This window comes from Pseudomonas fluorescens (assembly GCF_000967965.1).
Taxonomy (GTDB): Bacteria; Pseudomonadota; Gammaproteobacteria; order Pseudomonadales; family Pseudomonadaceae; genus Aquipseudomonas; species Aquipseudomonas grandcourensis.
This window is the reverse complement of record NZ_LACC01000056.1, coordinates 1-7505: the sequence shown is the minus strand read 5'-3', so window position 1 is coordinate 7505 and position 7505 is coordinate 1. Positions and strand designations below refer to the sequence as shown.

Here is a 7505-nt window from a genome sequence, read left to right as displayed (position 1 = left end):
CCGTACGTACGGTGGTGTGAGAGGACGGCGGATGTAAATCCGCCTCCTACTCGATTATGAGAGAACACCCATGACCGCCGCCAAGAACCGTATTTTAGAGCTGCGCGCTGAGCTGGATCAGCACAACTATCGTTACCACGTGCTCGACGAGCCGAGCATTCCGGACGCCGAATACGACCGCTTGTTCAACGAGCTCAAGGCTCTGGAAGCGGCCAATCCCGAACTGATCACCAGCGACTCGCCCACCCAGCGAGTGGGCAGCGCGGCGCTGTCGGCGTTTACCCAGGTGCGTCACGAAGTGCCGATGCTCAGCCTCGGCAACGCCTTCGAAGAAACCGACATGCGCGAGTTCGACCGCCGGGTGACCGAAGGCCTGGACCTGCCGGCCGGCGATCTGTTCGGTGGCGGCGCAACCGTCGAGTACAGCTGTGAGCCCAAGCTCGATGGCCTGGCCGTCAGCCTGCTGTATCAGGATGGCATCCTGGTGCGCGGCGCGACTCGTGGGGACGGCACCACCGGCGAAGACATCAGCGTCAACGTGCGCACCGTACGCAACATCCCGCTCAAGCTGCACGGTACTGGCTGGCCGGCGACCCTGGAAGTGCGCGGCGAAGTGTTCATGTCCAAGGCCGGTTTCGAGCGGCTCAACGCCACGCAACTGGAAGTCGGCGGCAAGACCTTCGCCAACCCACGCAACGCAGCGGCAGGCAGCTTGCGCCAGCTGGATTCGAAGATCACCGCCAATCGCCCGCTGGAGTTCTGCTGCTACGGCATCGGCCAGGTGTCGGCGGACATTGCCGATACGCATATCGGCAATTTGCAGCAACTCCAGGCCTGGGGCATGCCGATCAGCCATGAGCTGAAACTGGCGCACGGCATCGCCGAGTGCCTGGATTACTACCGCGACATCGGTGAGCGTCGCAGTGCGCTGCCGTATGAAATCGACGGCGTGGTGTTCAAGGTCAACAGCATTGCCTCCCAGCGCGAACTGGGCTTTCGCGCCCGTGAGCCGCGCTGGGCCATCGCCCACAAATTCCCGGCGATGGAAGAGCTCACCGAGCTGCTCGATGTGGAATTCCAGGTCGGCCGCACCGGGGCGGTGACGCCGGTGGCGCGTCTGAAACCGGTCAAGGTTGCGGGCGTCACGGTGGCCAACGCCACCCTGCATAACATGGACGAAGTTGCGCGCCTGGGCCTGATGATCGGCGACACGGTGATCATTCGCCGCGCCGGTGATGTGATTCCGCAGGTGGTGCAAGTGGTCATGGAGCGTCGTCCGGAAAACGCCCGGCCGGTGCAGATTCCCGAGCAGTGCCCGGTGTGCGGTTCCCATGTCGAGCGCACGCAGTTGATCAAGCGCAGCAAGGGTCGCGAGACGGTGAGCGAAGGCGCGGTGTATCGCTGCGTCGGTCGTCTGGCCTGTGGCGCGCAACTCAAGCAGGCGATCATTCACTTCGTTTCCCGTCGCGCCATGGACATCGAAGGCCTGGGAGAGAAGAGCGTCGAGCAACTGGTCGACGAAGGCCTGGTGAGCTCGCCGGCCGATCTGTACGCCCTCACGTTCGAGCAGATTGTCGATCTGGAAGGCTTTGCCGAACTGTCGAGCAAGAACCTGCTCGGCGCCATCGAAGACAGTAAGAAGCCGGGCCTGGCGCGGTTCATCTACGCCCTTGGGATTCCCGATGTCGGCGAGGAGACGGCCAAGGTACTGGCGCGTTCCCTGGGCTCGCTGGAGCGGGTGCAGCAGGCCTTGCCGCAGGTGCTCACGTACTTGCCGGATGTTGGCCTGGAAGTCGCGCACGAGATCCACAGCTTCTTCGAGGACGCGCATAACCAGCAGGTGATCGCGGAACTGCTCAAGCATGGTTTGCAGATTCAGGATCAGGGCGAGTTGGGTGCCGAGTTTTCGGCGAGCACCACCCTGGGTGGTTTCCTCGACAAGCTGCATATCCCCTTGGTCGGACCGGGCGGGGCGCAGAAACTGGCGGACAAATTCGGCTCGTTGCAGGCGGTGATCGGTGCTGACTGGCTGGATATGCGCCAGGCACTGCCGGAGAAGCAGGCCAATTCGGTGCGCGAATTTTTTGCGGTCGAGGACAATCGCCAGTTGGCCGAAGCGGCGGAGAAGCAACTGGCCGATTTCGGCATGCACTGGCAGAGCGAGAAGAAGGTCGTCGAAGGTTTGCCGCTGGCCGGGCAGACCTGGGTGCTGACCGGCTCGCTGGAGCTGATGAGCCGGGATATCGCCAAGGACAAACTCGAAAGCCTTGGCGCCAAGGTCGCCGGCTCGGTGTCGGCCAAGACCCATTGCGTGGTCGCAGGGCCGGGTGCCGGTTCGAAATTGACCAAGGCCAATGAGCTAGGGCTAAAGGTGCTGGATGAAGAGGCGTTTGTGGTGTTCCTGAAGGATCACAACATCCCGATCTAGCACGAACCCTGTGGCGAGGGAGCTTGCTCCCGCTTGCCTGCGCAGCAGGCACCAAGACAGCACAGGGCTGCTTGCACCCCAGCGAGAGCAAGCTCCCTCGCCACAAAAAAGCGGAACGATGTGCGAGCAAGAATGATCTAGTCTCTGCAAGCCCCAGGGAGAGATCGCCATGTACCCTTTCTTCGAGCAGCTCAGCTCGCGCATCGCCGCGCCGTTCATGGGCGAAAGCTCGCGCAACAGCAAGGTCTGGTCCTGTCGTTGCGGGCAGTCGCTGTTCTTTCGCAACAGCCAGTGCCTGGCCTGTTCGGCGGCGTTGGGTTATCAGCCGGAGCAGAGTCGCTTGTCTGCGCTGCAACCGGGTGTGCAGGCGGGCACCTGGCTGCTGGATGCCGATCCTGGGGCAGGCCTGTTTCGACGCTGCGCCAACCTCGACTCCCCGGCGGCCTGTAATTGGTTGTTGTCTGCCAATGACCATGACGTCTTGTGCATTGCCTGCAGCCTCAATCGCACCATTCCTGATCTGTCGATAGCCGAAAACCACGAGCGCTGGCGCAAAGTGGAAACCGCCAAGCGGCGTCTGGTCGCGCAACTGCTCAGCCTGGGGTTGCAGGTGATTCCCAAAACTGTCGATGAAGAGACGGGCCTCGCCTTCGATTTCATCGGCGTGGACCTCGAAGGCAAACCGCCCACCACCGGCCACGCCAATGGCCTGGTCACCCTCGATGTCAAGGAGGCCGACGATGCCCATCGCGAGCAGGTGCGGGTGCAAATGCACGAACCCTATCGCACGCTGCTCGGGCATTTCCGTCACGAAGTCGGGCATTACTACTGGGATCGATTGATCGCCGATAGCCAATGGCTTGAGCCTTTTCGCGGATTGTTCGGCGATGAGCGCGCCAGCTATGCCGACGCCCTCGAGCGGCATTATCAGCAGGGCGCACCGCTCGACTGGCAGCAGCACTACGTCAGCGCCTACGCCACCATGCACCCGTGGGAAGACTGGGCCGAAACCTGGGCCCATTACCTGCACATGATGGATGCGGTGGACACCGCGCTGGGGTTTGGCATGAGTGCCCGGGAAATGGACTTCGACTATCAGCCGTTTCCGTTGGATACTCTCTACGATCCGCAGCATCCCGGCGGCGTGGCGTTCCTGTCGTTCGTCAATGCGTGGATCGAACTGGCGGGCATGCTCAACGAATTGTCACGCAGCATGGGGCAGCCGGATTTCTATCCGTTCGTCCTGCCGCCAGCCGTCATCGCCAAGCTGCACTTTATTCACTTGGTGATGCAGCAGGAGGGCGGCAGGGCGGACGAGGTGCTTGAGGCGCAATAGCAAGTGCTTGAAGCTCCTCATATTTTTATTCCGAAACCAACGGTTGTAACTTCGCTTCAGATAGGTACAATGGCGCGGCTCGCCGACAGGTGAGCGTCGTTATGGTGACCCCATCGGTCCCCCCGCAACGATTACCCGTGAACCTGGTCAGATCCGGAAGGAAGCAGCCACAGCGGGAACATTGTGTGCCGGGGTGTGGCTGGTGGGGTTACCACCTTAACGCCACGCGAGTGTTCTCCCGCGTTATCTTTCTGAATTCAGACTTTCGCTAGCTGCCAGGATCTTCTCCGGGGCGGTTTTTTGCCGTTTGCGGTTTATCCACAGCCGCAGGCTCGCCACCGATATACAGCCGAACAATCTCATCGATCTCCCCGGACATCTTCATCCGTGCCAGGGTGCGCAGGATGCTCTGCACCGGGATCTTCGGGTCGTTGCGAACGTAGCAGCCGATACGGTGTTCCTGCAGCACTGCCACGCCTTGCAGTTGCTGCTCCGGCAGCAGGCGGTGATTGAACCAGTCCAGGCTCCATTGATTGCTGACGGCATAGTCGTTGCGGCCGGCCAGGAGTTTTTCCATCACCTGTTCCTGATTGCGTGCGTCGTCGCGTTGCAGTTGGCCGGTGTCGAACAGCGGCTGCAGGGTCGGGTAGCTGTAGCCCAGTACGGTGCCAATGGACTGTTGCGGCAGGTCGGCGGGATTGACTGCGCCGGGCGACGCATGCCGGGTGATCAACACGTCGGGTTGAACAAAGAGCGGGATACTCCAGAGAAAATCGCCAAGCTGATCGGGCAGCCACGATTGCGCGACATAACAGCGGACATCGACCTCGCCTTGCTCCATGGCGCTTTGTATGCGCCTGCGGGGCAATACATGGAATTCGGCCGGTACGCCAACCTGGGTCGCGAGGCTGAGCATCACGTCATACAGGATGCCCTGGGTTGGTTTGCCTCGTTCAATCTGCACCATGGGCATGGTCCAGCTATCGGTTATCACGAAGCGCAGCGGTGCTTGCGCAGCCACGCTGTCCAGGCTGATCAACAGCAATGCCCCCAAGGCCAGCCGCATAAACACTCCATTAAAAGACCCCGATGTGCAGCTTAGCCACAATACACGAGCGCACCGGATGCAATTTGTCCCTTGCTCCGCTAGCATTAGCCGCTTCTGCTTCCTTCGCTGCGACGGTTTTCGATGAGTTATCAGGTTCTTGCACGTAAATGGCGTCCGCGCTCGTTCCGCGAAATGGTCGGCCAGACCCATGTGCTCAAGGCTCTGATCAATGCCTTGGACAGCCAGCGGCTGCACCACGCCTACCTCTTTACCGGTACCCGTGGGGTCGGCAAGACCACCATCGCGCGGATCATTGCCAAATGCCTTAACTGCGAGACAGGTATCACTTCGACTCCCTGTGGCGAGTGTTCGGTGTGTCGCGAAATCGACGAAGGCCGCTTTGTCGACCTGATCGAGATCGACGCCGCGAGCCGCACCAAGGTCGAAGATACCCGAGAATTGCTCGACAACGTGCAGTACGCCCCGAGCCGTGGGCGCTTCAAGGTCTACCTGATCGACGAAGTGCACATGCTCTCCAGCCATTCCTTCAACGCACTGCTCAAAACCCTTGAAGAGCCGCCACCCTACGTCAAGTTCATCCTGGCGACCACTGATCCGCAGAAACTTCCTGCAACGATTCTGTCGCGGTGCTTGCAGTTCTCCTTGAAGAACATGACACCGGAACGAGTTGTCGAGCACCTGACCCACGTATTGGGTGTCGAGAACGTGCCGTTCGAGGACGATGCGCTGTGGCTGCTGGGCCGTGCCGCCGACGGGTCGATGCGTGATGCCATGAGCCTGACCGACCAGGCGATTGCCTTCGGTGAAGGCAAAGTCATGGCCGCCGACGTGCGCGCGATGCTCGGCACCCTCGATCACGGGCAGGTCTATGACGTCCTGCATGCGTTGATCGAAGGCGATGCCAAGGCGTTGCTCGAAGCCGTCCGCCACCTGGCCGAACAAGGCCCGGACTGGAACGGCGTGCTCTCGGAAATTCTCAATGTGCTGCACCGTGTTGCTATCGCCCAGGCCCTGCCGGAAGGTGTCGACAACGGTCACGGCGACCGTGATCGCGTGCTGGCACTGGCCCAAGCGTTGCCGGCCGAAGATGTGCAGTTCTACTACCAAATGGGCCTGATCGGCCGCCGCGATTTACCGCTGGCACCGGATCCCCGGGGCGGTTTTGAAATGGTGTTGCTGCGGATGCTGGCGTTCCGGCCCGCAGACACCGCGGATGCCCCGAGGCAACCGCTAAAGCCAGTGGGGATCAGCCAGGCCACAGTTGATTCCGCAAACTCAGTGGCTGCCGCGCCGGTTGTTGCGCCGGTAGTCGCTGCGGCCATTGCCCCGGTAGCAGCTGCGCCAGTGGCGGCTCCAGCGCCTGCACCGGAACCGGTTGCGCCGGTCGTTGTGCCTGAACCTGCGCCTGCGCCTGTGGTTGAAGCGATCGTGGTCGAAGAGGTGGTCGACCTGCCGTGGAATGACCCGGTCGAGCCAGCGCCCGTCCAGCAACCGTCGGCGGAGCCGGTGCTGGAAACCGCCAGCGAACAACCCGAATTACCGCCGATGCCGTTGCCGACACCGGACAGCGTGGTGCCGGACGCCCCGGAATGGGCCGCCGCGCCGATCCCGGAACCTTCGGTGGCCGAAGTCGATGCCGCGACGCCTGGCATGGACCTGGATGACGAGCCGCCGCTGGACGAAGATTACATCGAGCCGGACATGGATTCGGCCTACAGTTACCTCGACGAACTGGCCAGCGAGCACGCTGCCGACCCGGCCCCGGAACCCGAGCCTGAACCCGCGGCAATGCCGGCCACCGGTCTGGCCCTGCAATGGCTGGAGCTGTTCCCGAAATTGCCGATCTCCGGCATGACCGGCAGCATCGCCGCCAACTGCACGCTGATCGCGGTGGATGGCGACAATTGGCTGATGCACCTGGACCCGGCCCACAGTGCCTTGTTCAACGCCACGCAACAGCGTCGCCTCAACGATGCGCTGAACCAGTATCACCAGCGCACCCTGACCCTGAGCATCGAGCTGATCAAGCCCGAGCAGGAAACCCCGGCACAAGCGGCTTCGCGCCGCCGTGCCAACCGTCAGCGCGAGGCGGAGGAATCGATCCACGGTGATCCGTTCATCCAGCAAATGATGCAGCAGTTCGGTGCGGTGGTCCGTAACGATACTATTGAACCTGTCGACGCCCTGGTCGCTCAGGGCTAATAACTGAAGGCGCTCGGCCGCATGGGCCGGGTGCTGTTTTAATCCAAGTACTTTTGAGGTGATTACCATGATGAAAGGTGGCATGGCCGGCCTGATGAAGCAGGCGCAGCAGATGCAGGAAAAAATGGCCAAGATGCAGGAAGAACTGGCCAACGCCGAAGTCACCGGTAAGGCCGGTGGCGATATGGTCACCGTGGTGATGACCGGTCGTCATGACGTCAAGAGCGTGACCATCGACCCGAGCCTGGTCGAAGGCATGAGCGAAGACGACAAGGAAATGCTGGAAGCGGTCATCGCCTCCGCGGTCAACGATGCCGTGCGCAAGATCGAAGCCAACAGCCAGGACAAGATGGGCAGCATGACTGCGGGCATGCAACTGCCGCCGGGCATGAAACTGCCATTCTGATTCGCCTTCAGGCGGCAGATGAGTTACAAAAATGCCAGGCATAGCGCCTAATGCCAGTCAGTTA

Annotated in this window: 5 protein-coding genes and 1 other RNA gene; 5 read left to right on the top strand and 1 reads right to left on the bottom strand. The window is 61.5% G+C overall.

Annotation, left to right across the window (positions count from 1 at the left end; all coding sequences use genetic code 11):
* Positions 1 to 70: 70 nt before the first annotated feature.
* The 3 genes from ligA (at position 71) to ffs (ending at position 3972) form a co-directional block, all read left to right on the top strand.
* Positions 71 to 2428, top strand: a complete 2358-nt coding sequence (gene ligA, locus VC35_RS27860) for an NAD-dependent DNA ligase LigA (RefSeq protein WP_046043931.1) — start codon at positions 71 to 73, stop codon at positions 2426 to 2428.
* 169 nt (positions 2429 to 2597) lie between these two features.
* On the top strand, positions 2598 to 3764 hold the full coding sequence (locus tag VC35_RS27855; protein WP_046043930.1) for a zinc-binding metallopeptidase family protein: 1167 nt from the start codon (positions 2598 to 2600) through the stop codon (positions 3762 to 3764).
* Positions 3765 to 3875: 111 nt separating this feature from the next.
* Positions 3876 to 3972, top strand: an RNA gene (gene ffs / locus VC35_RS29375) — signal recognition particle sRNA small type.
* 60 nt (positions 3973 to 4032) lie between these two features.
* Here the strand turns inward: ffs and VC35_RS27850 are convergent.
* Positions 4033 to 4830 carry a substrate-binding periplasmic protein gene (locus VC35_RS27850; RefSeq protein ID WP_046043929.1) on the bottom strand — a complete coding sequence of 266 codons (798 nt, stop codon included), beginning with the start codon at positions 4828 to 4830 and terminating at the stop codon, positions 4033 to 4035.
* Positions 4831 to 4953: 123 nt separating this feature from the next.
* On the opposite strand from VC35_RS27850, the gene dnaX reads away from it, so the two are divergent.
* Entirely contained in the window at positions 4954 to 7035 is a 2082-nt protein-coding gene (gene dnaX / locus VC35_RS27845; RefSeq protein WP_046043928.1) for a DNA polymerase III subunit gamma/tau, read from the top strand.
* Positions 7036 to 7102: 67 nt separating this feature from the next.
* A complete protein-coding gene (locus VC35_RS27840) occupies positions 7103 to 7441 on the top strand; it encodes a YbaB/EbfC family nucleoid-associated protein (RefSeq protein WP_007971455.1) in 339 nt (112 codons plus the stop codon).
* The last annotated feature ends 64 nt before the right edge of the window (positions 7442 to 7505 follow it).

Coding starts and splice junctions, on each gene's coding strand:
- VC35_RS27855 (WP_046043930.1), top strand. CDS start 2,598: ATGTACCCTTTCTTCGAGCAGCTCAGCTCGCGCATCGCCGCGCCGTTC.
- dnaX (WP_046043928.1), top strand. CDS start 4,954: ATGAGTTATCAGGTTCTTGCACGTAAATGGCGTCCGCGCTCGTTCCGC.
- VC35_RS27840 (WP_007971455.1), top strand. CDS start 7,103: ATGATGAAAGGTGGCATGGCCGGCCTGATGAAGCAGGCGCAGCAGATG.
- ligA (WP_046043931.1), top strand. CDS start 71: ATGACCGCCGCCAAGAACCGTATTTTAGAGCTGCGCGCTGAGCTGGAT.
- VC35_RS27850 (WP_046043929.1), bottom strand. CDS start 4,830: ATGCGGCTGGCCTTGGGGGCATTGCTGTTGATCAGCCTGGACAGCGTG.